Below are 25363 nucleotides of genomic sequence, written 5' to 3'. Positions count from 1 at the left end.
AGTCAGTCCAGGAAGTCCCTGGTGATCTCGCGGTCCTGCAGGAGGCCGCGCAGCTTGGCGAAGCAGCGGGCCCGGGTGGGGCCGATGCTGCCGACCGGGCGGCCCAGCCTGCGGGCGACGTCCACGTAGTGCGGCTCGGAGGTTTCCGTGAGTGCTCGAAACAGCACGCGCTGGGCCGTGGGCAGCTCCTCGACCAGCTCCTCCAGCGTGCCGGCCAGCCAGATCCTGGCCAGTTCCCTGTCGACGTCGTCCGTGCTGCCGAGGGTGTCGAGATCGGGCGTGCAGATCTCCCGGGTGCGCCTGGTCAGCTTCAGGCACTCGCGGAAGGCGATCGTGGCCAGCCAGCCGGGCATGCGCTGGGGGTCCTCGACGCGCTTGAGGTTCTGCCAGGCCAGCAGCCAGGTGGTCTGGAGCACGTCCTGGGCGTCCTCGTGGCCGAGCCTGAAGCGCCGGATCCTGGACCGCAGCATCGGCGTGAACTCCTCGACCAGCCGCTCCCACGCCTGGGCGTCGCCCTCCTGGGCGTCCGACACGAGAGTGGCGGTGTCGCGGCGCTCCAACGTATCCAACTGCATCATCGTCTCCCCGCCGGCCGGGGTCCTTGGGGGTCAACCTCGTTCGGCCGGCCCCCCAACGGTGCTCCCGGCGGTCCTCGCGCACTGTCGCGGACGACACAGTGCGGGTGTGGCGCTCGTCACATTCGGGAGATCGCTTACCACTTACTGCCCGATCGGCGTTCGCGTCCTAAAGTTCTTCCATGAGCGCCAGCAGCGGGGCGGTTCCGCACGACGTCCAGGCGGTGGCCGCCGTGCTGGCGGAGGTTCCGCTGTTCCGCGTGCTCGGAGAGGCCGGGATCACCGGCACCGTGCGCGCCGGGGTGGCGCGCCGATACCGCAACGGGCAGATCATCCTGCATCAGGGCGACCCGGGCGAGTCCCTGTACGTGCTGCTGGACGGCCTGGTGAAGGTCGTCTTCACCACCGAGCACGGCGACGAGATCGTGCTCAACATGCTGGGCCGCGCGGAGACGTTCGGCGAGATGGCGCTGCTGGACGACTCGCCGCGCTCGGCGTCGATCATCGCCGTGCGGCCCTGCTGGATCTTCGCGCTGCCCAGGGCGCGGCTGCTGGAGCTGATGCGGGAGCATCCCGGGCTCGCCGACGAGTTCCTGCGCATGCTCGGGCAGATGGTGCGCCGGCTCACCGGGCAGGCCGCCGACCTGGCCTTCCTCGACCTGGGCGGGCGCCTGGCCAAGCTGCTGCTGCAACTGTCGGTCAGGCGCGGCCAGGCCCAGGGCCCGGTCGTGGACATGCCGGGGCTGACCCAGTCCGACCTCGCCGCGCTCATCGGCGCGTCGCGGCCGGCGGTCAACCGGGCCCTGCAGTCGCTCGCCGCCCGCGGCCTCATCGCCGTCAAGGGGCGGACCATCACGCTGCTGGACGTCGAGGCACTGCGCAAACGCGGGGGCCTCTGACCAGATCTGGAGTACGGGGAACATGAACGAGCACGAGAAGGCCGCCGCCGAGCGCTGGCCCGCGGAACGTTTCCGGCAATTACGACAGCAGGCCGACCCGGACATCGACAAGATCGTGGCCGGTTACCTGGAGACCAGACCCGACGGTGACAACGCCCTGTCCATGCTGCGCGCGGTCGTGGTGGAGCTGGGCCTCGCCAAGCGGGAGGCGCGGGCGCCCTCGGGCGAGACCGGCCCCTCGGCCATCTTCGACGCCATCGACTTCAACAAGGACCTGCCCGAGTGGGGCGAGGACGCCGAGCTGCTGGCCCGCGGCCAGGCCGTCTTCTCCGACTACGGGCTGTACCAGGCGGTCGCGCTGTTCTGCAAGTGCCTGCCCATGGCCTACGTCGAGGTCTCCAGCGCCAAGGTGCTGGCCGGCGTGTCCGACCTGGCCACCCACAGCCTCACCCGCCGCGTCGCCGAGACCGGCCAGATGCTGGTGGACGTCATGGGCCTCAAGGCCACCGACAGCCTGACCCCGGGCCGTCCCGGGCACACGACGGCGATCGGGCTGCGCATCCTGCACTCCTTCGTGCGCGCCCTGGCCGCCGAGCACTTCGGCGACGACTGGGACACCGCCAGGTTCGGCCCGCCGGTCAACCAGGAACTGCTGCTGGCCACCATCTTCGACTTCTCGGTCGTCACGTGGGAGGCTCTGGAGAGCATGGGGGTGCGCCTCAGCGACGACGACAGGGCCGCCCATCTGTACACGTGGAGCGTCTTCGGCCACCTCATGGGCGTCGAGGCGTGCCGCGACCGGCCGCTCACCCTGCACGACGTGCCGCCGGTCAGCGAACGGCTCGGCCGCCTGTACGAGTCGAGCGAAGAGGGCCGCAGGCTGATGGCCGTGCTGCTGGCGGAGATGGAGGAGTTCATGCACCTGGGCTGGCGCAAACTGCCGCGCAGCCTGGTGCACTGGGTCTTCCGCGACGCCCGCTACAACGCCGCCCAGGTCCCGGCGCTGCTCGACGTGCCGCCGCCGGCGTGGTGGTTCAACGCGCTGTTCGCGGCGGCCAGGGCCGGCAACCGGTACGGCCGCCTGATGGGCCCGGTCGACGCGGTGGTGCGCTGGCTGGTGCGCCGGGCGGGCAAGCACATCGTCATCGCCATGATCGACCGCCACTCGGGCGGCCACGCCGCCTTCCAGATCCCGCAGGAGCTGGCCTCCCAGTGGCGGGTCAGGCAGTCGAAGGCGGCGCGCCGGACGCGCGAGCTGCGCCACAGCGTCCGCAAGGGCGTGCGCAGAAGCGTCGGCCAGGCCGCCAGGGCTCCGGTGCGGAGGGAGGGACAACCCGCGTGAGCACCCCGCACGAGCCGGGCACACTGACCACGGCGACCATCCTGTTCACCGACGTGGTCAGTTCCACCGCCATGCGGATCAGGCTCGGCGAGGAACGCGCCAACGTCGTCTTCCGCCGCCTCTACCAGCTCCTGCACTCGGTGGTCACGGCCAGCGGCTCGACGTTCACCAAGAGCCTGGGCGACGGGCTGATGGCGGTGTTCGGCTCGGCCACGGCGGGGCTCGACGCGATCATCGCCGTCGAGCAGGCCGTCGCGGCCGAGAACGAGCGCGCGCTGGAGAAGATCTCGATCAGGGCCGCGCTGGCCTCGGGCGACGTGTGCTGGGGGGACGACGACGTCAGCGGGCTGCCCACGGTGGAGGCGGCCCGCCTGGTCGCGGTGGCCGAGGGCGGCCAGGTGCTCTGCACCGACCTGGTGCGCCGGCTGGCCCAGGGCCGCAGCCGCCACGAGTTCAAGGACCTCGGCCGGCTGCCGGGCAAGGGCCTGCGCGAGCCGATGCACACCTACGAGCTCCACTGGCAGAACGCCGACAACCAGCACGCCGGCGGCCTGGCGCCCTGGCTGGACAGCGGGCACGTGCTGCCGTTCGTGGGCCGGGACGAGGAGCTGCGGGCGCTGGAGGAGGAGCTGCGGGCGGCCGAGTTCGGCAGCGGGCTGGTGATCCTCCAGGGCGATCCGGGGGTCGGCAAGACGCGGCTGGCCTCGGTCGTGGCGCAGCGGGCGCTCAAGCGGCAGTTCACGGTGCTGGCGGGGCGGTGCACCGATCCGGCGCGGCAGGCGTACGAGCCGATCGCGGGGGCGGTGGAGCGGCTGGCCCGCACGTCGCCGGCGTTGCTGCTGCGGGCCGGGGTCGACCAGCAGTGCGGGCAGCTCGTCCGGCTCGCGCCCTCGCTGGCGGCTCCCCCGCTGTCGCTGGCCGTGCCGCCCGCCACCGAGCCGGTCTCCGAGCGCTACCACCTGATGGCCGCGGCCCGTACGCTCATCGAGCGCCTGGCCACCGTGCGGCCGGTGCTGCTGGTGATCGACGACCTCCAGTGGGCGACGCTGGAGTCGTTGCAGATGCTGCACTCCCTGATGTGGGACGCCGACTCGCTGCCGCTGCTGATCCTGGCCACCTCGCGCCCGGTGCCGGTCGAGTCGGCGATGCCCGAGCTGCACAAGCTGACCGCCGACGGCCGCGTCGTCCAGGTCTCCTCCTTCGGCATGGACGAGGTCAGCCGGGCCCTGTCGGAGGTGCGCAGCGACGGCGACCCCGAGCAGCTCTACCGGATCACCGGCGGGAACGCGTTCCTGGTCACCGAGGTGGCCAGGGAGCTGTCGGCGGGCGCCGACCTCGACGCGCTGACCGTCCCCGACTCGGTCACCCGCATGGTCCGGGCGCGCCTGGCCCAGCTCCACCCCGACGCCCGGGACCTGGTCAGCCTGCTGGCCGTGGCCGAACGCATGGAGTCGGCCGCGCTGCGCCTGGGCCTCGGCCTGGACGAGGCGCGTTTCGTGGCCGCCGTCGAGGAGGCCATGGGCGCCGGCCTGGTGACCATGGCCGACGGCGGCCAGTGCCAGTTCTCCCACGAGCTGACCCGCACCGCCCTGTACGCCACGCTGTCGGCCCCGCGCGCCGGGCTGCTGCACGGCCGGGTCGCCGACGCCCTGTGCCGGGCCGACCCGCAGGCCATGGAGTCACGCCCGTACGTCGTGGCCACCCATCTGCTGGCCGCCGCCGAGCACGGCCGCGACCCCCGCCGTACGGCCGAGGCCGCCGAGGCGGGCGTGCAGGCGGCCCGCCACGCGCTGGCCGGGCTGGCCCACCGCGAGGCGGTCACCTGGTACCAGCGGGTGCTCGGCCTGCTGGAGGACTTCCCCGGCGCCTCCCCCGAGCGGCGCGCCGAGCTGCTGATGGACTGCGGCCGGGCGATGTGGCTGGCCGGGCACCCGGAAGCCAGGCAGACTCTGCACCAGGCCGCCGAGCTGGCCAGGGAGTGCGGACGCGACGACCTGATCGTGGTGGCCGCGCTCGGCGGCGACCGCGGCTTCTCCAGCATCTCCGCCGCCCCCGACCAGCGCCGCATCGCGCTGCTGACCGAGGCGCGCAAGCTGGTGGACTCCACCGACCTGAGCACGCGGGCGCTGCTGGCCGCCCAGCTCGCCTCCGAGCTCATCTGGGCGCCCGACGGCGAGCGGCGCTTCGCGCTGAGCGACGAGGCGGTCGCGCTGGCCCGCAAGTCGGGCGACCCGCGGACGCTGGCCAGCGTGCTCGGCATGCGCAGCCTGACGATCATCCCCGCCGACCCGCTGCACCAGCGCCACCGCGACGGCGACGAGATGCTGGAGGCGGCCCGCCGGACGGGCGACGACCTGGCGCTGTTCCACGCCTACGTGCAGCGCACCCCGCCCGTGCTGGACAGCGGCGACACCGTGCGCGCCGCGACGCTGCTCGACCAGGCCGACGAGCTGGCCCGCCGGCTGGCCCAGCCGCAGCTCAACTGGCTGATCGGCTACTCCAGGGCGGGCCTGACGCTCATGCAGGGCGACCTGGCCCAGGCCGAGTCCGAGGCGCTGTCGGCCATGCGGCTCGGCACCGAGATCGGCCGCCGCCTGGAGGCCGTGGCCATCTACTCCGAGCAGATCTCCGAGATCCGCCGCCTCCAGGGGCGGCTGTGGGAGCTGGGCGACCGGCTGCGCCGCGCCGCCCAGGCGCCCCGGGTGGACCCGGTGCACGCCGTGCTGCGCTACCTGTGCGAGATGGGCGACGAGGAGGCCGGGCCGTTGCTCGACCGCATCCTGGCCGACCGCGGCGGCGTGCCGCCGCGCAACATGGCCCACCGGCCCGCCCTGGACAACCTGGCCGTGGCCGCCGCGCACCTGCGCCGTCCGGAGCTGGCCGAGCGGTTGTACGCCTCGCTGGCCGCCGACGGCGAGACGTTCGGCCACGGCACGGTCGCCCACCACTGCGGCCACCACTACCTGGCCCACCTGTGCGTGACGATGGGCGACCCGCGGCGCGCGAGCGAGCACTTCGAGGCCGCCGCCGAGGTGCACGAACGCAGCGGGGTGCCGCTCATGCTGGCCGAGTCGCTGCTCGACTGGGCCGACCTGCTCGACACCTCCGACGCGGGCGGCCCCGCCCCGGCCGCGCTGCGCGAGTGGTGCGCCTCGCTGCTGCCCGGCCGCGGCGCGCTCCTGCTCGACCGCCGGCTGCCCGCGCACCCCGTTTAACCTGCGACGACATCGGGCAGCCCGGCACGGGGGAAGCGCGATGAAGGGGTACGGGGTTCACGGATGGCCGGGAGATTTCCGCCGATCGGGGCGTACGCGTTCCTGTCGGACTGCCACACGGCGGCGCTCGTCGCGCCCGGCGGGGCGGTGGAGTGGATGTGCGCGCCGCGCTTCGACGGCCCGAGCGTGTTCGCGCGGGTCCTCGACCGGGGGCTCGGCGGGGCGTGGGAGTTCGACGTGGCGGGCGCCCGGGTCGACGGGTGCGCCTACGTCGAGGAGACGCTGGTGCTGCGCACCCGCTGGGTCGGCCGCGAGTGCGAGGTCGTCGTGCACGACTTCTTCGCCACCGCGCGGCCCGAGGCGGGCGGCGACGGCGTGGTGCCCGTCCGGCTGCTGGTGCGGTGGGCCAGGTGCGAGCGCGGGCGGGCGGTCGTGCGCTCGCGGGTGCTGGCCAGGCCCGACTACGCCACCCGCGAGGGCCGCTGGACGCCGCGCGACGGCGTGCTGGCCGAGGAGTCCGGCATGCTGCTGACCGGCACGCCGGAGCCGGTGGCCGAGACCACGCTCGGCGAGGGCGAGTCGTGGGCGGTCGCGCTCGACTACGCGGGGCAGGGCCACGCGCCCGTCCGGGATCCGGAGCGGCTGCTGGAGGCCACGGTGCGGTCGTGGCGTTCGTGGTCGTCGCGCTCGGCGTACGGCGGGGCGGGGGCGCGGCAGGTGCGGCACAGCGCGGTCGTGCTGCGCGGGCTGCTGTTCGACGAGAGCGGCGGGCTGCTCGCGGCGCCCACGACGTCGCTGCCGGAGTGGCTGGGCGGGCCGCGCAACTGGGACTACCGGTACGTGTGGCACCGCGACGCCGCGCTGATGGTGCTCGCGCTGCTGCGGCTCGGCCATCGTGAGGAGGCGGGCCGCTACCTGACGTTCCTGCTCGGGCAGTGCGCGATCCACGAGGGGGACCTGCCGCCGGTGTTCGGCGTCGACGGCGGGCCGGTCGCCGGCGAGACGGTCCTCGGCCACCTGGAGGGGTACGCGGGCTCGCGTCCGGTGCGGATCGGCAACGACGCCGCCGGGCAGCACCAGCTCGACGGCTACGGCCACATCCTCGACGCGGCCCTGGCCTACCACGGCGTGACCGGCGAGCTGAGCGGCGGCCCGGTGCTGTGGCGGCTGGTGGAGCGGGCCCGCGGACGCTGGCGCGAGCCGGACGCCGGCATCTGGGAGGTACGCGGCGGCGAACGCCACTGGACCTACTCCAAGCTGTACGCCTGGGTCTGCTTCGACCGCGCGGTCCGGCTGGCGGAGGCGTCCGGCGAGCGCGGCCTGCCGCTGGCGGAGTGGCGAGCCGAGCGCGAGGCCGTCCGGGCCGAGCTGCTCGAACGCGGCTTCAACACCCGCGTCGGCGCCTTCACCCAGTCCTACGGCTCCGACCAGGCCGACGGCTCGCTGCTGCGGCTGCCGCTGCTCGGCTTCCTGGACGGCGACGACCCCCGCGTGCTCGGCACCCTCGACCACATCCAGTCGCGCCTGGGCGAGGGCGGGGCCCTGGTGCACCGCTACGACCCCGAGACCACCCGCGACGGGGTGGACGGGCCGGAGGGCGCGTTCCTGATGTGCTCGTTCGAGATGGTGTCGGCGCTGGTGCTGGCCGGGCGCACGGCCGAGGCCCGCGACCGGTTCGAGACGTTGTGCGCGCGGGCCGAGCCGCTCGGCCTGTTCGCCGAGGAGATGACCGGCGACGGGCACATGGCGGGGAACTATCCGCAGGCGTTCACGCATCTGGCGCTGATCGAGGCGGCGCTCAACCTCGACGCCTCCGGCACCGTCGAGGCCCTGCACGACTGGGCCGAACACGGAGGCTGATGATGGCCGCCTCGCGGGCGCCTCGCGGGCGCCTGTTAGTGTGCGGCGGGTGAGCGGTCGAGCGGTACTCGTCACAGGGGCGTCCAGGGGCATCGGGAGGGCGGTCGCCAAGGCGTTCGCCGACCAGGGTGACCGGGTCGCCGTCCACCATCGCGACTCGGCGGAGGCGGCCGGGAGCGTGCTCGGCGAGCTGGCGGGCTCGGGGCACGTCGTCGTCCAGGCCGACCTGGCCGATCCCGAGGGCGTGCGGCGCATGGCCGACGAGGCGGCCGGGGCGCTGGGCGGGATCGACGTCCTGGTCAACAACGCGGGCCTCTACCAGCTCCACCCGATCACCACCACGTCGTACGAGGAGTGGCAGGCCGCCTGGCGCCAGGCGTTCGAGGTGAACCTGCTGGGCGCGGCCAACCTCGCCTGGTGCGCCCTGCGGCACATGCGCGCCGGCGGCCGCATCGTGAACGTCACCTCGCGCGGCGCCTTCCGCGGCGAGCCCGACGCCCCCGGCTACGGCGCCAGCAAGGCGGGCCTGAACGCGATGAGCCAGTCACTGGCGGTGGCGCTGGCCCCGCACGGCATCGCGGTCGCCGCCGTGGCCCCCGGCTTCGTGGCGACGGACATGACCACCGAACACCTCAAGCCGCCCGCGGGGGACGCGATCCGCGCCCAGAGCCCGTTCGGCCGGGTCGGCGAGCCGGACGAGATCGCCGCCGCGGTGCTCTACCTGGCCTCCCCGGCCGCCGAATGGGCCAGCGGCACCGTCCTCGACCTCAACGGCGCCTCCTACCTCCGCTAGGGGCCGTGCCCCTGATCGACGAATTGTCGTGAAACGCCTCTTGTTCCGGTTTCGGTGGGTAGTTTGCCGCACGAAGGTTCCCGGGACGAGAGAGGAAGACCGGACTCGATGAAAACGCGCAAGCACATCGCACGGCTCATCGTCGGCGCGGGCACGATGGCGGCCGTGCTGGCCGTGAGCGGCGGGGTGGCCCACGCCGCCGGACCGTACCCGTACGCGGGCGCCGACGACGTCGGCCGCCGTCTGACGGTGTGCGCGGACGACCTGATGGTCCGCGACTTCGTCGGCAACCTCCGCCGCGGCCAGAGCTTCACCGTCAAGGGCTTCGACGGCGCGTACAAGGAATGGGTGTACGGCTTCGCCTACGGCAACGTCAACGCCAACGGCTGGGTCGAGAACGGCTGGTTCTGCGACGCCTGACGCCGCACCGTCCGGCGGGGCCCGTGACCAGGTTCGCCCTGGTCGCGGGCCTTTCTCGTGCTCGGCGTGGTAGCGCGACACTACTTCCGGCGTCGTAGTCGCGGCCGGCAATTGATCCCGCTGGGGTAGCGGCAGATGAGTCCGCAGGTGGGACGCCAGGAGGCTCCGGCCGGACGACGATTAACAGTCATGAGAACCCGAGTCAGGTACCTCCACGGCGCCGCGTTGGTGGCGACCGGGCTGCTGGCGGGCGCGTTCGGATACGGTGCGGCCAACGTGGTGCCCACGTTCGGAGCCGTGCCGCTGGACGTGCGGCTGACCTTCCACACCACGATGATGAAGGTCAACGAGCCGGTCATGCAGAGCGCGATGGCGCTGGCCATCCTGACCACCTTCGGCCTGGCGGTCGCCGCGCGCGACCTGCCGCGCAGGCTGGCCTCGGGCGCCGGTGCGCTGGCGCTGGCCTCGTTGCTGATCACGGTGTTCGGCAACATCCCGCTGCACGCGCGGTTCCGGGAGTGGGCCGCCGGTCAGGCGCCGGTCGGCCACGCCGAGATCTTCCAGCGCTGGGAGCTGTTCCACACGCTGCGCACCCTGACCGCGCTGGCCGCCTTCGTGCTGATCGTCGTCGCCGCGGTCGCCGCACGCCCCTCGACCCGTGCCGGGGTCGCCGCGCACCCCTCGACCTCTTAGGAGAACCGTCATGTTCCTGCGTATCGCGCTCGTCGCGCAGACCGTCGCCCTGCTGCTCCAGGCCGTCACCGCCGGGCTGCTGCTGAGCTCGCCGGACGGCCGGGCGGCCCACGGCGCCACGGCCCTGGCCGTCGCGGCCACCGTGCTGTTGTACCTGGTCGCCGCGGTGATGACCCGGCAGCGGGCCGCCATCCTGCCCGCCGTGGGCATGCTGGTGATGACGCTGGCCCAGATGGCGCTGGGCATGGCGCACGTCAAGAGCGTGCACGTGCCGCTCGGCGTGCTCATGTTCGGCGGGAGCCTGGTGCAGACCACGCGGATCTGGGCCGCCGGCCGCCTCCGGACGGCGTCGGCGGCATGACCGGCGTGACCGGCATGACGAGACGTCAGGCGCTGCGGCTGCTCGGCATGGGCGCGGCGCTGGGCGTCTCGGGGTGCTCGCTGCTGACCCGCACCCCGCTGCCGCAGCTCCTGACGAGCACCGCGCCGCTGCCCGCGCCGTACGCCGTGCCGCTGCCGCTGCCCGCGGTGGCGAAGCCGTCCAGGACCGACGCGGGCGCCGACTACTACGAGCTCGCCCAGCGTCCGGCCGAGGTGGAGATCCTGCCGGGGCTGCGCACCCCGATCTGGGGGTACGACGGGCAGTTCCCCGGGCCCACCATCCGCGCGCGCTCGGGCCGCAGGACCGTCGTGCGCGTCGCCAACAGCCTGCCCGCGCCGACGGTCACCCACCTGCACGGCGGGCACACCCCGCCGGAGTCCGACGGCTTCCCCACCGACCTGGTCCAGCCGGGCGCCCGGCGCGACTACGTCTTCCCGCTGGAGCAGCGCGCGGCCACGCTCTGGTACCACGACCACCGCATGGACTACACCGGGCCGCAGGTCTGGCGCGGCCTGGCCGGCTTCTTCCTCGTGGACGACGACGATCAGGACAAGCTGCCGCTCCCGTCGGGCGAACGGGACGTGCCGCTGCTGATCTGCGACCGGTCCTTCCAGGCCGACGGGACGATGCCCTACCCGGCCAGGCCCGACGGCCCCGGCTCCCGCGAGCCGTTCATGGGCGGCGTGCTGGGCGACGTCATCCTGGTCAACGGCGCGCCCTGGCCGCGGCTCGGCGTGGACCGGGCCCGCTACCGGCTGCGGCTGCTCAACGCCTCCAACGCCCGCACGTACGAGCTGGCCCTGTCGCCCGGCGGCACCCTGACCCGGATCGGCAGCGACGGCGGCCTGCTGGCGGCGCCGCGTCCCGCCCGGCAGGTACGGCTGGCGCCCGGCGAACGCGCCGACGTGATCGTGGACTTCGCCGCCTACCGGGTCGGCGACCACGTCGAACTGCGCAACCTCCTGGGCGAGGGCCCGCAGGCCCAGGTGATGCGCTTCACCGTCGAGCGCGACGCCCGCGACGACTCGGCGATCCCCGCGACGCTGTCCACCGTCGAGCGTCTCGACCCGGCGGCGGCCACGGCGACCCGCGACTTCGAGTTCAGCAGCGGCGACCTGGGCGGCCACACCGGCTGGCTGATCAACGGCAAGCCCTTCGACGTCCGCCGCGTCGATGCCCGGCCCAAGCTCGGCCAGGTCGAGGTCTGGCGGCTGACCAGCGACGTCGCCCATCCCGTCCATCTGCATCTGGCGCCCTTCCAGGTGCTCTCGGTCGGCGGCGAACGGCCGGAGGGCCCACCGGAGTGGAAGGACACCGTCGAACTGCGGGAGGCGCAGACCGTCGAGATCATCACCCGTTTCACCGGCTACCGCGGCCGGTACGTCATGCACTGCCACAATCTCGAACACGAGGACATGGCCATGATGAGCACCTTCGAGGTGGTCTGATGCCCGACTTCCACGCTTTTCTGACGCGGCTGCCGCACGAGCTGGCCTTCAGCGAGGAGGACCCGGCCGCGATCGTGGACCGCTACTACACCCCCGACCTCGAATACCGCAACGACGGCGTCGTCCTGGACCGCCGGCGGCTGATCGACCACGCCGGTCCGGCCCGCAGGAACGCGCGCGAGCTGGACGTCCAGGTCCACGAGACGCTGCTCGACGGCGACCGGGCCGCCGCCCGCTTCACCATGACCGTCCTGACCAGGAAGGACAGGACGCTGCGGATCGAGGCCCACGTGTTCGCCTGGCTCGCCCCCGACGGGCGGGTCCGCCGCGTCGACTCGATCACCCGGACGGTCTCCTGACGCCGCGCCCGGTCGTTCTAACGGGGGTTGCCGGCGCGCCAGGCGACGTAGTCGGCGACCGCCTTGACCAGGTCGAAGGCCGGTTCGAAGCCGGTGTCGCGGGTGAGCCGGGCGATGTCGAGGAACGGATTGTCGCCGGGGCCGCCGGGTCTTCCCGGCAGGAGGTCGAGCGGTGGGCCGGGGACGATCGCCCGTACGGCTTCGGCGAGGTCGCGGTTGGTGAAGGGCCTGCCGCTGGAGACGTTGTAGGTGGTGTGCGGCAGCGCCCGCGCGGTCGTCAGCAGGGCGATCGCGCGCCCGGCGTCGGGCGCGTAACAGCTGTCGCCGCCGTCGCCGGTGTGCGGCGGCGGCGGTGACTCACCGCGGAGCACGGCGCTGATGTACGGCGGGATGTGGTTGAACGGCGACTCCGGGTCCATCAGCGGCCCCCAGATGCTGCCGATCCTGAGCACGACCGGCTGTACCCCGCTCCCCCGCAGGCCCTGCGTGGTCAGGGGCTCGACCGCCTTCTTGAAGGCGACGATCGGGTGCGGCAGGTCCGCGGCGGGCAGCGCGAGCTCCTCGTGCCACCGGCTTTCCGGGCGTCCGGCGTAGACGCCGAGGCTGCCCGCGACGGCGAACCGGCGCACCCTCCGGACGCGGGCCACCTCCAGCGCGTTGAGCAGGCCGGTCGTGTCGGTGCGGAAGAAGTCCAGCGGGTCCTCGCCGGGGATGCCGCCGGCCAGGTGGACGATGTCGCCGACGTCGTGGCGGGCGGCCAGGGCCAGGAAGGCGTCGCGGTCGGTGACGTCGAGCGGTTCCACGGTGACCCGGCCGGCGAGGAAGGAGGGGACCTCGGTCCGGCGGTGCGTGGTGACGACGACCCGGTGTCCGAGGTCGGCGAGCGCGCGGGCGGTGTGCGCGCCGATCATGCCCAGCCCTCCGGTGACGAGGATCATCGGGTCACCTCGTAGCGCAGGTGGGTCACGCCCGGCGCGGGGACGACCTCGGCCAGGCGCAGGCGTACGTGCCCGGGAAGCTCCTGGAAGAACGGCCGGCCGCCGCCGAGCAAAACGGGCACCTGGTGTAGGACCACCTCGTCGACGAGGCCCGCCTTCAGCGCCTCGGTGACCATCCCCCCTCCCATGAGGCCGACGTCCTTGCCGCCGGCGGCCTCGCGGGCGGCGGCGATCGCGTCCTGGATGCCGGTGCTGACCAGGGTCTGGCGGTCGGTGATCTCCGGCGCCGGGCGGTGGCTGAGGACGACCAGCCGCACGCCCGGATGGGGGCCGCCGCCGCCGAAGTGGTCGGAGTCGTCGTAGGTGTGGCGACCGGCGACGACCGCGCCGACGCGGGCGGCCAGGGTGTCGAAGAACCGGGCGCTGGGCCCGCTCAGTTTGAACCCGTCGAAGACCTGGCTGGGGGTGTCGCCGTCGAAGTACCAGTCGAACAGCGTGCTCCCGTCGCCGAGGCCGCGTCCGGCGCCGGGGTCGCGGCCGGTGATGTAGCCGTCGACCGACACGGCGTGGGCGCTGATGACCTTGCTCATCTCTGTGATCCTTTCCGGGGTTCCCTGAGGAGACTTCACGACCGTACCATTCGGAGTTCCCTCAGGGAACTGTGAAAGTGCCGGGAAGCCGTCGTCGCCGGAAAGTGTCGTCGCGCCGCCGCGCGACCGGCAGATGCAGAAGTGGACGATTGGGGGATTAGAAAACGAAAACCCGAAACCCCCCCGGCCGGGGGCCGGGACCCGCCCCCGCCCCCCACTTCGACAGGGCGCCGCCCCCCGGCCCGCCCCTCAGCGCGCCCCCCCCCCCCCCCGCCCCCGCCAGAAGCCCTCGTCCACGAGGGGCAACCACACACCACCCCCCCCAACGCCCCCTGGCCGTCGGCCGGAGAACGGCCCGCGCCCGCCAGACCGTCGTCGCGATCCAGCCGACGGTCTCGACGGCGTGGTAGCCGCCGCTCTTGACGGTGCCGGTCACCAGGACCTCGTTGAAGCGGATCTTGAAGCCCTGGTGGGCGCCTGAGGCCCGGCGTGTACGGGCCGTCGAACGTCTGGACGGCGGGGGTGACGACGACCTGGGTCCCCGGTCCGGATTCTCGACTTGGTGAGCGGGGTGGGCACGACTGCCGTCACGATGACGGCCCCGGCGGCGGACGGTCACTCCCCCGCCAGTACGTCCGCCCCGAATTTCGTGAAATAGGCGGCGGTCTCGGCGTCGGCCGGATAGTACGACTCGATCGAGATCTCGTCCAGGGTGATGTCCATCGGGGTGCCGAACGTGGTGGTGGTCGAGAAGAGCCGCAGTTCGACGTCGCCGAACCGGAAGATCATCGCAACGGTGACCTCGGACCCGATCGACCGGCCCGGCTCCTCGAAGCCCCGCGCGGGCTGTTCCTCGGGACCCGGCGCGAGCAGTTCCTCGTAGATCGCGTGGAGTTCGGCGTCGGGCGCGACGGCGAGCTGGCGCGAGATCCGGGCCCGGAGCACCGCGCGCACCTCGGGCAGGTTGACGATCCGGGGAGCGAGCCCGCGGCCCTCCAGCCCGAGCCGCAGGATGTTGATCGGCGGACGCAGCAGGTCGGGCGCGACGTCCACGAGGAACGCGTCGATGGCGCGGTTGGCCATCACGATGTTCCACCGGCGGTCGAGGACCACCGCCGGGTACGGCTCGTGGGCGCGCAGCACCCGAGCGATCGCGTCCCCGGCCGTCGCCAGCGCGTCCCCGGTGAGCGGACGTTCGGCGTACCGGGGGGCGAAACCGGCGGCCAGCAGCAGCCGGTTGCGTTCGCGCAGCGGAATGTCGAGCTGGTCGGCGAGCCGCAGGATCATGTCGGCGCTCGGGTTCGACTTGCCGGTCTCCACCAGGCTCACGTGACGGGCCGAGACGTCGGCGGCGATCGCGAGATCGAGCTGGCTGAGCCTGCGGCGGTGCCGCCAGTGCCGCAACATTTCCCCGACAGTGCGCATGGCCGTCGAGATTACTCGCCGCCCGCCATGAAATCCCTTTTCATCGACATCCTCCGCAGGGCTGGAAACACTGTTTCCATGACGACCGACAACAAGGCCATCGTTCAGCGCGCGCTCACGCAACTGATCGGAACGGGCGACGTCGACGCGCTCGCGCCGCTGCTCCACGACGACTTCCTCCATCACCGGCCCGATGCGGAGAACTCGACCAAGGCGGAATGGCTGGACGCCGTGCGTTCCGCGCTCACCCCGCTGGCCGGCATGCGCGTGGAGATCGACCACGTGCTGGCCGACGGCGACCACGTCGTGATGCACTCGCGCCGGTGGGCGCCCGGCGGCGGGCCGGAGATCGTGGTCGTCGACATCTGGCGCCTGGACGGCGGCCTCATCGCCGAGGCGTGGGAGATCATCGAACCGGTCTCCCAGGCCGCCGCCAACCTGACATGGTGGGCCCCGACCACCCCCTGAGCGCGCACGCCGCGTCCTCTCACCGGGGCACGGCGGCGTCAACCACTGGGTGGGAGCATGTCCTGGCGCCCTTGTGCGGCAGGGGAGCGGATCGTCATGCCGCCGTCGACGACGAGGAGCTGGCCCGTCATGTACCGCGATTCGTCGGAGGCGAGGAAGACCATGGTGTGGCCGATGTCCTCCGGGTCGCCCAGATAGGGCAGGGCGTTCACCCGCTTGAGGCTCTCGACGACCCCCTCAGGGAGATTGCCCAGCAGGGCGGGGGTGACCACCGCGCCCGGCGCCACGGCGTTGCAGCGGACGCGCTGCGGGCCGTACTGCACGGCGATCGACTTCGTGATGTTGATGACGGCGGCCTTCACCGCGCCGTAGGCGATCTGGAGCACGTCTCCCACCAGACCGGCCACCGAGGCGGTGTTGACGACCGAGCCGCCGCCACCTTTGATCAGGTGCGGAAGTGCGTGCCGGGTGCCCAGGAGCGTGCTTCGTATGTTGAGGTCGACGGCACGGTCGAACTCGGTCATGTCCAACCGCATCAGGTCCAGGTCCACGCGCGGATTCGTGCCGCCGACATGGTTGCAGAGCACGTCCAGGCGGCCGAACTCGCGGACGGCGGCATTCACCATGTCGGCCACGGAGCCCTCGTCCGTGACGTCGACCGTCAGCGCCAGCGAGCGGCCGCCGGAGTCCTCGATCCCCTGGGCCGTCTCCTCGACGCCGTTCCGGTCACGGTCGGCCACGGCGACGAGCGCACCCTGCGCGCTCATCAGCCGCGCGGCCGCGCGGCCGATGCCGCTGCCGGCCCCGGTGATCAGTGCGACCTTGCCCTTCAGACGGTCCATCGAACAGCCCCCCACTCTTCCCGGCGGCTTGTCATCGGCGAGAACAAGCACAGGTGACCAGTACTACAGCCAGGCTTCGTGATGTCCCGGGCGACCCGCCCTTCGGCTCGGCCCCGATGGCGCCCCTGTGCCTCGACGCTCTGCGGCAGTCCGGCGGGGGTCGTCCCAGGAAAGTTCATTGACCGAAGTAATGGCCGGGGGTGTGGGGATCACGGCGGAGATACGGATCGAATGGCCGGATCCGGCGGGCCAGGAGATCGTGGAGCGGCTGTTCGCCGCGAACGCGGCCCTGCGGGCCCACTTCGAGCTCCTGCAACTGGATCACCGTGTGAGCCTGGGGCACAGCCCCAACGCATGGGGACGGTGGCCGGCCACCTGCATTGTGAGCCCTCGCACGTCACCGCGATCGCCGACTCCCTCGAAGCCGGCGGCTTCCTGCGCAGAGAGCCGGATCCGGACGACCGCAGGGCCAAGCGCCTCTTCCTCACGGAGGCCGGGCAGGAACTCAGAGGGCGCCTCCTGAAGCATCTGTTCGAGGAGGCGCCGATCATCTCGGCGCTCGACGCCGACCAGCGAGCCGGTCTGCTCGCGATGCTTCGTACGGCCCAGTCGAACGACGGGCGCCAGGCGTGGCGCCGGCTCCCGGCCGCTCTCGCCCTGGCCGCCCTCTGAGCACGTCGTCTATGCGGAGGGCGCTGCGGCTTCCGTGCGGAAGAAGCGGGCGGTGTCGTCGTCGGCGGGGAAGTACGCCTCCACGGCGATCTCTTCGAGCGTGACGTCGAAGGCGGCGCCGAACGTCGTGATGGTGTTGATGAAACACAGCTCCGCTCCGTGATGGCGGATGCGGATGGGCAGTGCGATGTCGGCGGGATCGGGTGGCGGCGGATCGCCCGCGGGGCCGTAGGACAGCAGTTCCTCATAGAGCGCGCTCAGCTCGGGATCACCGCTCTGCGCCACTTGACGGGCGAGCCGGGGCAGCAGGTAGGCGCGGACCTGTCCGAGGTTGCGCAGCCGCGGCGCGAACCCGCCCGGATGCAGGCCGAGCCGCATCATGTTGACCGTTCGCGGACGACGGGCGCGTGCCCGGCCGCGACCAGCAGACGGTTGCGTTGCCGCAGCGGGATGCCCAGCTGCTCGGCCAGGCGCAGCACCATCGCGCTGCTGGGAACGGTCCGTCCCGTCTCCACGAAGCTGACGTGCCTGGCGGACACGTCCGCCTGAATCGCCAGGTCGAGCTGGCTGAGACCTCTGCGGTGCCGCCACTCGCGCAGCAGCTCGCCGACCGGCCGGTCCTGAGTCATGCGGCGATTATCCCCGCGCCTCGTCGATCATCTCGATGACATGGCATGTAATCGACAGGGCCGGGTGGCTGCCGCGACGGTGGCCCGCATGAACGACAGCAGCAAGGCCACACGCAACAAGCACCTGGTTCTCGACGGCTTCACCCGGTTCGCGGCGGGGAACATCGACGTGCTCCGCACCCTCCTGCACGAGGACTTCGTCGAGCACAGCCCGGGCAACCCCTCGGGGCGGGAGGCGTTCATCGAGTTCATCGCCGAGGCGCCCGTGGCCCGCGCCCGGCTCGACCTCAAGCGGGTCATCGCCGACGACGATCACGTGGTCATGCACTACCTCATGGTCACGGACGACGACCCGCGCGGCGTCGCCGTCATCGACGTCTGGCGGCTGGCCGACGGGCAGATCGTCGAGCACTGGGACGTGGTCCAGCCGGTGCCGGAGGCGGCGCAGGTTCCCCACGGGATGTTCTGAGGCGACGGCATGCAGCAGACATCCATCTCGATCGCGATCGGCGTCCCGGCGCCGGAGGTCCCATGAAACTCGCGTCCCACCTGCACCGCCTCGGCAACGACATCGTGGCCTGCTACCTCGTCGACACCGCCGAGGGCATCACGCTCATCGACGCCGGGCTGCCCGGCCACTGGCGGGACCTGCAACGCGAACTTCGCTCTCTGGGCAAATCCGTGAACGACATCCGCGGACTTGTCCTGACCCACGGCGACTCCGACCACATCGGCTTCGCCGAACGGCTGCGAAGCGCCCACGGCGTGCCGGTGTTCGTGCACGCCGCCGACGCCGTCCGCACCCGTACCGGGGAGAAGCCCAAGGTCACGGCCGGGCCCATACGTCCCGGGCCCACGCTCGACTCCCTCGACCGGATCGCCGGACTGCCGGCGTCCTGGGTGCTCCCCGGCCACGGCGCCCCCTGGCGCACCTCACCGGACCGGGTGCGCCAGGCGGTTCAGCCGCACCCCTTTACAACGTAGATCATGTGGCGGAAGCGGCGCGCGAGCGCCAGAGCAACCACACGAAGTACGGCGTGCCGAGCAGCGCGGTGACCAGCCCGGCCGGCACCTGGGCGGGTGCGATGACGGTACGGCCCAGCGTGTCGGCCAGGCTCACCAGCACCGCCCCGAGCACCGCCGCGGCGGGCAGGAGCCGGACGTGCCTGCCGCCGACGAGCGCGCGGGCGGCGTGCGGGGCGACGAGCCCGACGAACCCCACCACGCCGACGGCCGAGACCGCGGTGGAGGTGAGGAGCACGGCGCCGCCCAGCGCCAGCAGCCGCACGGGTTCGAGCGGCACGCCGAGCACCCGGGGCGTGTCCTCGTCCAGCGCGAGCAGGTCGAGGTCGCGCCGCAGCCACAGAGCCAGTGGCAGGAAGAGCGCGAGCGCCACGGCGACCGGCAGGAGCTGGGCGGGGACCCGTCCGTAGGTGGAACCGGAGAGCCACGTGAGCGCCTTGGCGGTGTTCCACGGGTCGGACCTGACGATGATCAGCACGGTGACCGCGTTGAACAGCGCGTGCGCGCCGATGCCCATGAGCACGAGCCGGTCGGAGCTGAGCCCGCCGCGCCAGGCCAGCAGGTAGACCAGGGCGAAGGCGGCGAGCGCGCCGAGCCCGGCGGCGCCGGACACCGCGGCGATCCCGGCCATGGGCACGAGGGTGAGCGTCACGACCGCCGCCGCGCCGGCGCCCGCGGTGATGCCGAGCACGCCCGGTTCTGCCAGCGGGTTGCGGGAGACGGCCTGGAAGGCCGCGCCGGAGACGGCGAGCGCCGCACCGGCCAGGACCGCCGCGGCGACGCGGGGCCAGCGCTGATCGAGCACGTACGTCAGCGCCTTGCCGGTCCTGCCCTGCAGCCAGTTGGCGACGTCGCCGAGCAGCAGCCAGGTGTCGCCGCCGAGCAGGCCCAGCACGACGGCGCCGGCCAGCAGCGCCGTACCGGACAGGAGGATCAGCGCGAAGGCGGCGCGGCCGGGGTCGGCGGTGCGGACGGTCGGCGGCTGCCTGGTCGGGCCGGCGTCGCGGTGCCGGCGGGCCAGCCACAGGAGCACGCCCGCGCCCAGCATCGCGGTCACCACGCCCGGCGGCACGTCCACCCCGGCCCGGGCGCCGAGCACGAAGCGCAGCGCGAGGTCGGAGGCGAGCAGGATGACCACGCCGGCCAGCGCCGAGAGCGGCACCAGGGCGCGGTGCCGGCTCAGCTCGGGCAGCCGCCGGGCCGGCAGGCGGACGATGACCGGCGCGCACAGGCCGACGAAGCCGACGGGCCCGGCGACGGTGACCGCGGCGGCCGAGAGCAGGACGGCGAGCACGATGACGGTCAGCCGCAGCCGCCGGACGTTGACGCCCAGCACCGTCGCGGTGTCGTCGCCCAGGCCGAGGATGTCGAGGCGGGAGCCGAGGGCGACGGCCGCCCCGATCGCCGGCACGACGACCGGGGCCATCTGGGTGACGCCGCCGAGGTCGCTCTGGACGAGCGAGCCGCTGCCCCAGGCGAACAGGCCGGTGTTCTCCTCCTGGAAGAGGATCATGAGCAGGGTGGTCACCGACTGCAGGGCCAGCGCGGTCGCGGAGCCGGCGAGGATCAGCCGGGTGGTGCCGGTCCTGCCGCCCGCCGACAGGGCGAGCACCAGGGCGGCGGCGGCCAGGCCGCCGAGGAAGGACAGGCCGCCGGACAGGAAGGCCGGCAGGCTCAGGCCGAAGGTGGCGGCCAGCACGACCGCCAGGTAGGCGCCGTTGCTGACGGCGAGGGTGTCGGGCGAGGCCAGCGGGTTGCGGGCGACCGACTGCAGCAGCGCGCCCGCCGCGCCGAGCGCGACGCCGACGCTGACCGCCGCCAGCAGGCGCGGCAGCCGGGAGGCGACCAGCACGTTCATCGCCTGGTCGTCGAGGGCGAACAGGTCGGTGTCGGAGGTGCCCTGCGTCAGGTGCAGCGCGGCGAGGGCGGCGATGACGGCCAAGGTCACGAGGAAGGCCCCCGCGACGCCGAGCCTGCGCAGCGGCGTCGTGGGGGCCTCGACTGCGGTGATCACCCGGTGTAGGCCTTCACCAGGGCGTCGGCGTACTGCCGGCACGACAGGGGGCCGCCGAAGGTCCAGATGCCGTCGGGGAGTTTGGTGACGCGGTTCTGCTTGACGAAGCTCAGCGACTTCCACAGGGCGTTGCCGGCCAGGTCGGCGAAGACGTCGGCGCCGTCGGAGGCGTTGTAGAAGAAGCGCAGGTTCTCGTCCTTGACGGCGGTCATGCCCTCGATGTCGGTGCTGCCGAGGCCCCACTGCTCGTCGACCTCGCCGGTCCAGGCGTTGGCCAGGCCGAGCCGCTCGGCCACGTCGGAGACCAGCGAGCCCTTGCCGAACGGGCGGATGGAGATCTTGCTGCCGTCCTTCCAGCCGTCGGCCATCATGAACTTCTGCCCGGCCGAGCCGGAGGCGGCGATCTTGGCCTTGCCCTCGGCCATCGCGGCGTCGAAGTCGGCCATCACCTTGGTCGCCTGCTCCGTCCGGCCGACGGCGGTGGCGAGCAGGGTGAGGTCGTCGCGCATGCGGGTGAGGTTCGCGGCGGCGTCGCTGCCCTTGGCGACGATGACCGGGGCGATCTTCTCCAACTGGCCGATGAGCCCGGAGTCGTCGGACTCCATGACGACGAGGTCCGGCCGGAGGGCGGCGATGGAGTCGACGCTGGGCTCCTGGCGGGTGCCGACGTCCTTGACGGAGGCGTCGAGCGGGGCCGCGGTGACCCAGGTGCCGTACCCCTTGACGTCGGCCGCGCCGACCGGCTGGACCCCGAGCGCGACCAGCATCTCGACCTCGCCCCATTCCAGGCCGACGACGCGGGTCGCGGGCCGGTCGAGGGTGACCTGCTTGCCGCGGGCGTCGGTCACGGTGACCGGAGCGGCGGCACCGCCCGACGGCTCCTGAGCCGCGGGGGTCGCGGGAGCCACGGGAGCCTCGGTGGTGCCGCAGGCGGTCAGCAGCAGCATGGCGGCCATGACCGCCGGGAGGGAACGCATGGGATCTTTCAGCCTTTCATCGCCAGATGGCGGCCCAGCGGCCTGGTGCGGACCAGTCCGGTGAGGGAGTCGATCGTGGCCTCGACGCGGATGCCGTAGGCCTCGGTGAGCAGGTCCTCGGTGAGCACCTCGTGCGGCGCGCCGTCGGCGCGGACCCGGCCGCCCTGGAGGAGCACGACCCGGTCCGCGATCTCGGCGGCCTGGTTGAGGTCGTGCAGGACGACGCCGACGGCCACGCCGTGCCGGTCGGCGAGGTCGCGCACGAGTTCGAGCAGTTCGACCTGGTAGCGCAGGTCGAGGAAGGTGGTGGGCTCGTCGAGCAGGAGCACGCCGGCGTCCTGGGCGAGGCAGGTGGCCAGCCACACGCGCTGCATCTCGCCGCCGGACAGTTCGTCGACGGGGCGTCCCGCCATGGCGCTGACGCCGGTCAGCTCCATGGCGTGCTCGATCGCCGCCGGTCCGCCGGGGTCGCCCGCGCGCCAGCGGCCGCGGTGGGGGTGGCGGCCGTAGCCGACGACGTCCTTGACGCGTACGCCGGTCGGGGTGGGACGGCTCTGCGCCAGCAGCGTCACCCGGCGGGCGAAGTCGCGGGCGGACAGGGCCAGGGCGTCGGCGCCGCCGGCCAGCCGTACCTCGCCGGAGTCGGGGCGGTGCAGCCGGGCCAGGGCGCGCAGCAGGGTGGACTTGCCGCTGCCGTTCGGGCCGACCAGGGCGGTGACGGCGCCGGTGGCCAGGCTGATGCAGGCGTCGTCGACGACGGGGCGGCCCGCGTAGCCGAGGCACAGGCCGGTGCCGGTGAGCGCGTGGTCGGAGCGGCCCGGGAGCAAGAGGTCGGTCACGGCGGGCTCACGCGTCCTCGGAGCGGCCCTGGCGCCAGTAGCCCATGAAGGCCACGGCCTTGCGGTCCATGCCGCGTTCGGAGACGAGGTGGCGGCGCAGGCGTTTGATCACGGCCGCCTCGCCGGCCAGCCAGGCGTAGCAGGGGCTGTCGCCGTCCTCGGGGACCTCCCAGAGGATCTCGGTGTCGACGTCGACCTCCTCGGGCTCGACGCCTGCCGCGCCCGCGGGCAGGAGCCTGGCGGCGGCCTCCACGACGGCGGGTTCCAGGCGGGCGCCCCAGGGGGCGTCGCCGCGGGCGAGCCAGGTGACCTTCACGCCCGACCCGGTGACGACCGGCAGGACGTCCTCCTCGTGCGGCACCTCCAGCAGGGCCTCGCCGGTGACGTGGGCGGGCAGGCGTTCCAGGATGCCGACGATCGCCGGGACGGCGGTCTCGTCCCCGGCGAGCAGCACGTTGCCGAAACCGGCGGGCGGCCGGAACTCCAGGCCGCCGTGGAAGCCGTCGTGGAGGCCGTTCGGGCCGAAAAGAGCCGCCTGGGAGCCGGGTGCGGCGGCGGCGATCCAGCGGGCGGCCGGTCCGGCGGGTCCGGCGCAGTCGTCGTGCAGGACGACGTCGATGTCGACCTCGGCGGCCTCGGGCCGGACCGCGCGGACGGTGTAGGTGCGCAGCGGGTTGCGCTCGTCGCCCTGGGCGTACCACTGCCTGAACCAGTCGGCGCCGCGCGGGAAGCGTGTCACGCCCGCGCCGGGGATCGGCAGGACCAGCTTGATGCGCTGGTCGTACCCGTTGTCGGCGAACTCGTGCAGATCATCCCCTGTGAAGGTCACGCGGAGAAACGACGGGCTCAGCCGCCGCAGGCCTCGAACCTGGACATCGAAGGCACGAAAAGGGTCAACCACCACAGGGCTCCTTACTTAGGTTAGGCTAACCTACATTGAATTCCCCGATCGGGGAACCAGGAGCTCCGGCGGGCCGTCAGGACAGATCGGCCCAAGGAGCGGGTGGAGCCGAGGCGAAGAAGCGGAGCAGGCCGAGGAGCCGGCTGGCCGGAGGGGCGGTCCAGTGGCGTTCGCCCGGACGCGGGACGGGATCCTTCAGGCGTCCCAGCGCCCAGGTGAGGTGGCACCACAACACGCGGGCCTCCCAGGTCGTCGAGCTCTCCTGGCCGGTTTCCCGCCGATAGCCGTCGAGCATGGACGGGACGCCGGTGAGGGGCATCTTGGCGAAGTCGGCAGCGGGGTCGGCCCATTCGGCGTCGCCCCAATCCACGATCCCGTTGAGCTGGGCCGTCTCCGGGGCGACGAGCAGGTTCTGGGGCGCGATGTCGCCGTGGATCAGGACCGTCGGCGCGCTCGTGGGGAGATGCGTTGAAAGCCGGTCGAGCCATCCGCTGAGCCAGCGGGCGGTCTCGGCGTCGATCCAGCCGTCCTTGGCGAGGCCGTCGGTGAGCGCCCAGGGGTCCGCGGCGCCGTCGTCCGCGGGGACGCCGGCAAGGGCCGGTGCGGTGTCCGGCGTGAGCCGATGCAGTCTGCCCAGCTCGCGCCCGACCTGCCGGTGGAGACGTTCGGTGTCCGCGTCGGACAGTTCAAGGCGCGCGAGATCCATTCCCCGCGTCCGGGTGAGCACCATGTACGGGACGTCCACCACCGAGCAGGTGTCGTCGAAGGCGACGATCTCCGGAGTGCGCACACCGGCGCGCAGGGCGTACGGGATGACCGCGGCCTCCTTGACCAGGTCCGGAAGGAACTGCTCGGCCCGTGGGACGCGCAGGACCAGGTCGTCCCCGAGAAGGAAGACCTGGTTGGCCACCCCCTGCGGGAGGGGCCGTACGTGCTCGGCGGTGGTCCCGAGCAGGCCGGCGATGGCGGCCAGGGTCGCGTCATTGGTCTCGTATCCCGACATGATCAATCATGCTGGCACGGACGGTCAGGAACTGTGAGTCCTGCCCGCCCCAGGGAGAGGTGGATCATCGTGCACGGGATGGCCGAAACGACCACGGCGGAGCGGTACCGGACGTTCGGGGAGATGGAGGCACGGGGTCACTCCCCCAGCTACGAGCGGCTGTGCGCCGGCGTCGCCGCCGACCCCGAACTCCTGGCCCTGGCCGATACGCTGCCCGCGGCCAAGCGGCAACCCAACCTCCTGTTCGGCGCGGTCCGCTTCCTCGGCGGCCCGGTGCATGATCTCGGGGCGTTCCGCGCCTGGGTGCTCGACCATTGGACGGAGGTCAGCACCGAGATGCTGTCCCGCAGCACCCAGACCAACGAGCCGGGCCGGTGTGCGACGCTGCTGCCGCTGCTGGCACGCCTGCCGCAGCCGCTGGCGTTGATCGAGGTCGGCGCCTCGGCCGGGCTGTGCCTGTACCCGGACCGGTACGCCTACCGCTTCGACGACCGGCCCGTCCTGGGTCCGGCCGGCCCGGTCGTCCTGACCTGCCGGACCAGCGGAGCGGTGCCGATCCCGCAGCAGGTGCCGTCGGTGGTGTGGCGGGCCGGGATCGACCTGAACCCCCTCGACGTCGCCGATGCCGACCAGTTGCGCTGGCTGGAGGCGCTGGTCTGGCCGGAGCAGCAAGATCGGCTGGTACGGCTGCGCGCCGCGGCGCGGATCGCGCGCGCCGAACCTCCCCACCTCGTCCGGGGTGATCTGAACGCCGGCATCGCCGACCTGGCCGGGCAGGCCCCGCCGGACGCCACGCTGGTCGTGTTCCACAGCGCGGTGCTGGCCTACCTGCCGCAGGACGAACGCGATCGGTTCGTCCGGACGATGCGCGGCCTGCCCGCCCGGTGGATCTCCAACGAGGCGCCCGGCGTACTGCCCGGCGTGGCCGCTCGGCTCCCCAGGAGCCCGTCGACCGACCGTGGCGCGTTCGTCCTGGCCCTGGACGAGGAGCCGGTCGCCTTCACCGGACCGCACGGCCAGTTCCTGGACTGGTTGCCGGAGTGACACCCTTGCGGC

At 72.9% G+C, this 25363-nt stretch carries 28 protein-coding genes; 15 read left to right on the top strand and 13 right to left on the bottom strand.

Features of this window, described 5'->3' with window-relative positions:
* Positions 1 to 2: 2 nt before the first annotated feature.
* On the bottom strand, positions 3 to 578 hold the full coding sequence (locus ABZ815_RS28735; RefSeq protein ID WP_357703212.1) for a sigma-70 family RNA polymerase sigma factor: 576 nt from the start codon (positions 576 to 578) through the stop codon (positions 3 to 5).
* Positions 579 to 757: 179 nt separating this feature from the next.
* Between ABZ815_RS28735 and ABZ815_RS28730 the strand changes: the two genes are divergently transcribed.
* From ABZ815_RS28730 to ABZ815_RS28685, 10 genes are all read left to right on the top strand, one after another.
* Positions 758 to 1474, top strand: coding sequence for a Crp/Fnr family transcriptional regulator (locus tag ABZ815_RS28730; protein ID WP_357703210.1), 717 nt, complete (start codon positions 758 to 760; stop codon positions 1472 to 1474).
* Positions 1475 to 1496: 22 nt separating this feature from the next.
* Positions 1497 to 2816 carry an oxygenase MpaB family protein gene (locus ABZ815_RS28725; protein WP_357703208.1) on the top strand — a complete coding sequence of 440 codons (1320 nt, stop codon included), beginning with the start codon at positions 1497 to 1499 and terminating at the stop codon, positions 2814 to 2816.
* A complete protein-coding gene (locus tag ABZ815_RS28720; RefSeq protein ID WP_357703206.1) occupies positions 2813 to 6031 on the top strand; it encodes an AAA family ATPase in 3219 nt (1072 codons plus the stop codon). The genes ABZ815_RS28725 and ABZ815_RS28720 overlap by 4 nt, the downstream gene beginning before the upstream one ends.
* A 63-nt stretch (positions 6032 to 6094) precedes the next feature.
* Complete coding sequence (locus ABZ815_RS28715; RefSeq protein ID WP_357703204.1) at positions 6095 to 7891, top strand: glycoside hydrolase family 15 protein; 1797 nt, start codon at positions 6095 to 6097, stop codon at positions 7889 to 7891.
* A gap of 49 nt (positions 7892 to 7940) precedes the next feature.
* Positions 7941 to 8684 (top strand): SDR family oxidoreductase, encoded by a 744-nt coding sequence (locus ABZ815_RS28710; protein ID WP_357703202.1) that lies wholly within the window; start codon positions 7941 to 7943, stop codon positions 8682 to 8684.
* 108 nt (positions 8685 to 8792) lie between these two features.
* A complete protein-coding gene (locus tag ABZ815_RS28705) occupies positions 8793 to 9104 on the top strand; it encodes a hypothetical protein (protein WP_357703200.1) in 312 nt (103 codons plus the stop codon).
* Between the two features lie 189 nt (positions 9105 to 9293).
* On the top strand, positions 9294 to 9797 hold the full coding sequence (locus tag ABZ815_RS28700) for an anthrone oxygenase family protein (protein ID WP_357703198.1): 504 nt from the start codon (positions 9294 to 9296) through the stop codon (positions 9795 to 9797).
* A 10-nt stretch (positions 9798 to 9807) separates the two neighbouring features.
* Positions 9808 to 10158, top strand: coding sequence for a hypothetical protein (locus ABZ815_RS28695; RefSeq protein ID WP_357703196.1), 351 nt, complete (start codon positions 9808 to 9810; stop codon positions 10156 to 10158).
* Entirely contained in the window at positions 10155 to 11627 is a 1473-nt protein-coding gene (locus ABZ815_RS28690) for a multicopper oxidase domain-containing protein (protein WP_357703194.1), read from the top strand. The genes ABZ815_RS28695 and ABZ815_RS28690 overlap by 4 nt, the downstream gene beginning before the upstream one ends.
* Entirely contained in the window at positions 11627 to 11986 is a 360-nt protein-coding gene (locus ABZ815_RS28685) for a nuclear transport factor 2 family protein (RefSeq protein WP_357703192.1), read from the top strand. Before ABZ815_RS28690 ends, ABZ815_RS28685 begins: the two co-directional genes overlap by 1 nt.
* A gap of 17 nt (positions 11987 to 12003) precedes the next feature.
* Here the strand turns inward: ABZ815_RS28685 and ABZ815_RS28680 are convergent, their stop codons facing one another.
* The 3 genes from ABZ815_RS28680 to ABZ815_RS28670 form a co-directional block, all read right to left on the bottom strand.
* Entirely contained in the window at positions 12004 to 12924 is a 921-nt protein-coding gene (locus tag ABZ815_RS28680; RefSeq protein WP_357703190.1) for an NAD(P)-dependent oxidoreductase, read from the bottom strand.
* Entirely contained in the window at positions 12921 to 13514 is a 594-nt protein-coding gene (locus ABZ815_RS28675) for a dihydrofolate reductase family protein (protein ID WP_357703188.1), read from the bottom strand. The genes ABZ815_RS28680 and ABZ815_RS28675 overlap by 4 nt, the downstream gene beginning before the upstream one ends.
* Before the next feature lie 615 nt (positions 13515 to 14129).
* Positions 14130 to 14939 (bottom strand): helix-turn-helix transcriptional regulator, encoded by an 810-nt coding sequence (locus ABZ815_RS28670; protein ID WP_357703186.1) that lies wholly within the window; start codon positions 14937 to 14939, stop codon positions 14130 to 14132.
* A gap of 78 nt (positions 14940 to 15017) precedes the next feature.
* On the opposite strand from ABZ815_RS28670, the gene ABZ815_RS28665 reads away from it, so the two are divergent.
* A complete protein-coding gene (locus ABZ815_RS28665; protein ID WP_357703184.1) occupies positions 15018 to 15407 on the top strand; it encodes a nuclear transport factor 2 family protein in 390 nt (129 codons plus the stop codon).
* A 38-nt stretch (positions 15408 to 15445) separates the two neighbouring features.
* Here the strand turns inward: ABZ815_RS28665 and ABZ815_RS28660 are convergent, their stop codons facing one another.
* On the bottom strand, positions 15446 to 16249 hold the full coding sequence (locus ABZ815_RS28660) for an SDR family NAD(P)-dependent oxidoreductase (RefSeq protein WP_357703182.1): 804 nt from the start codon (positions 16247 to 16249) through the stop codon (positions 15446 to 15448).
* Between the two features lie 175 nt (positions 16250 to 16424).
* Entirely contained in the window at positions 16425 to 16574 is a 150-nt protein-coding gene (locus tag ABZ815_RS28655) for a hypothetical protein (RefSeq protein WP_357703180.1), read from the bottom strand.
* Between the two features lie 29 nt (positions 16575 to 16603).
* Between ABZ815_RS28655 and ABZ815_RS28650 the strand changes: the two genes are divergently transcribed.
* Complete coding sequence (locus tag ABZ815_RS28650) at positions 16604 to 16921, top strand: MarR family transcriptional regulator (protein ID WP_357703178.1); 318 nt, start codon at positions 16604 to 16606, stop codon at positions 16919 to 16921.
* A gap of 9 nt (positions 16922 to 16930) precedes the next feature.
* Here ABZ815_RS28650 and ABZ815_RS28645 read toward each other — a convergent pair whose 3' ends face one another.
* A complete protein-coding gene (locus tag ABZ815_RS28645) occupies positions 16931 to 17299 on the bottom strand; it encodes a hypothetical protein (protein WP_357703176.1) in 369 nt (122 codons plus the stop codon).
* Positions 17299 to 17550 carry a helix-turn-helix transcriptional regulator gene (locus tag ABZ815_RS28640; RefSeq protein WP_357703174.1) on the bottom strand — a complete coding sequence of 84 codons (252 nt, stop codon included), beginning with the start codon at positions 17548 to 17550 and terminating at the stop codon, positions 17299 to 17301. The genes ABZ815_RS28645 and ABZ815_RS28640 overlap by 1 nt, the downstream gene beginning before the upstream one ends.
* Before the next feature lie 88 nt (positions 17551 to 17638).
* On the opposite strand from ABZ815_RS28640, the gene ABZ815_RS28635 reads away from it, so the two are divergent.
* Positions 17639 to 18019, top strand: a complete 381-nt coding sequence (locus ABZ815_RS28635; protein WP_357703172.1) for a nuclear transport factor 2 family protein — start codon at positions 17639 to 17641, stop codon at positions 18017 to 18019.
* Between the two features lie 62 nt (positions 18020 to 18081).
* Positions 18082 to 18534 carry an MBL fold metallo-hydrolase gene (locus ABZ815_RS28630; protein ID WP_357703170.1) on the top strand — a complete coding sequence of 151 codons (453 nt, stop codon included), beginning with the start codon at positions 18082 to 18084 and terminating at the stop codon, positions 18532 to 18534.
* Position 18535: 1 nt separating this feature from the next.
* Here the strand turns inward: ABZ815_RS28630 and ABZ815_RS28625 are convergent, their stop codons facing one another.
* The 5 genes from ABZ815_RS28625 to ABZ815_RS28605 form a co-directional block, all read right to left on the bottom strand.
* Positions 18536 to 20587: an iron ABC transporter permease gene (locus tag ABZ815_RS28625; RefSeq protein WP_357703168.1), complete on the bottom strand. Its 2052-nt coding sequence runs from the start codon at positions 20585 to 20587 to the stop codon at positions 18536 to 18538.
* The gene (locus ABZ815_RS28620; protein ID WP_357703166.1) at positions 20584 to 21564 is read right to left on the bottom strand and encodes an iron-siderophore ABC transporter substrate-binding protein; all 981 of its coding nucleotides are present in this window, start codon (positions 21562 to 21564) and stop codon (positions 20584 to 20586) included. Before ABZ815_RS28620 ends, ABZ815_RS28625 begins: the two co-directional genes overlap by 4 nt.
* A gap of 8 nt (positions 21565 to 21572) precedes the next feature.
* Positions 21573 to 22403 (bottom strand): ABC transporter ATP-binding protein, encoded by an 831-nt coding sequence (locus tag ABZ815_RS28615; RefSeq protein ID WP_357703164.1) that lies wholly within the window; start codon positions 22401 to 22403, stop codon positions 21573 to 21575.
* Positions 22404 to 22410: 7 nt separating this feature from the next.
* Entirely contained in the window at positions 22411 to 23304 is an 894-nt protein-coding gene (locus ABZ815_RS28610) for a siderophore-interacting protein (protein WP_357703162.1), read from the bottom strand.
* Positions 23305 to 23380: 76 nt separating this feature from the next.
* Positions 23381 to 24307, bottom strand: a complete 927-nt coding sequence (locus ABZ815_RS28605) for an aminoglycoside phosphotransferase family protein (protein ID WP_357703160.1) — start codon at positions 24305 to 24307, stop codon at positions 23381 to 23383.
* A gap of 78 nt (positions 24308 to 24385) precedes the next feature.
* On the opposite strand from ABZ815_RS28605, the gene ABZ815_RS28600 reads away from it, so the two are divergent.
* Positions 24386 to 25351 (top strand): DUF2332 domain-containing protein, encoded by a 966-nt coding sequence (locus ABZ815_RS28600; protein WP_357703158.1) that lies wholly within the window; start codon positions 24386 to 24388, stop codon positions 25349 to 25351.
* Positions 25352 to 25363: the final 12 nt, after the last annotated feature.

The sequence above is a fragment of the Nonomuraea sp. NPDC047529 genome (genome assembly GCF_040642995.1).
Taxonomy (GTDB): Bacteria; Actinomycetota; Actinomycetes; order Streptosporangiales; family Streptosporangiaceae; genus Nonomuraea.
The sequence above is the reverse complement of the archived record's forward strand: the minus strand, read 5'-3'. Positions and strand labels throughout refer to the sequence as shown.